General features: G+C 66.9%; 1 protein-coding gene. It reads left to right on the forward strand.

Going from position 1 to position 278, the window contains the following annotated elements:
* Positions 1–278 (forward strand): ABC transporter ATP-binding protein (locus QZH66_RS18985; protein ID WP_305807318.1); only part of this gene is annotated, 278 nt, incomplete at both ends.

The following is a 278-nucleotide window of genomic DNA, read 5'->3' on the forward strand; positions in this document are numbered from 1 at the left end:
ATCATCGACCTGCTGATGGAGCTGCAGGCGCGGCGCGGCCTGTCCTACCTGTTCATCACCCATGACATGGCGGTGGTCGAGAAGATCAGCCACCGGGTGGCCGTCATGTACCTGGGCCAGATCGTCGAGATGGGCCGGCGCCAGGACATTTTTGAAAACCCCCGGCACCCCTACACGCGCAAGCTGCTGTCGGCCGTGCCGGTGGCCGAGCCGGGCCGGGCGATAGACGCGCAGCTGATCGAAGGCGAAATCCCCAGCCCGGTGCGCCGGGTCGGCCA

The sequence above is a fragment of the Stenotrophomonas sp. YIM B06876 genome (assembly GCF_030711595.1).
In the GTDB taxonomy this organism is placed as follows: Bacteria; Pseudomonadota; Gammaproteobacteria; order Xanthomonadales; family Xanthomonadaceae; genus Stenotrophomonas.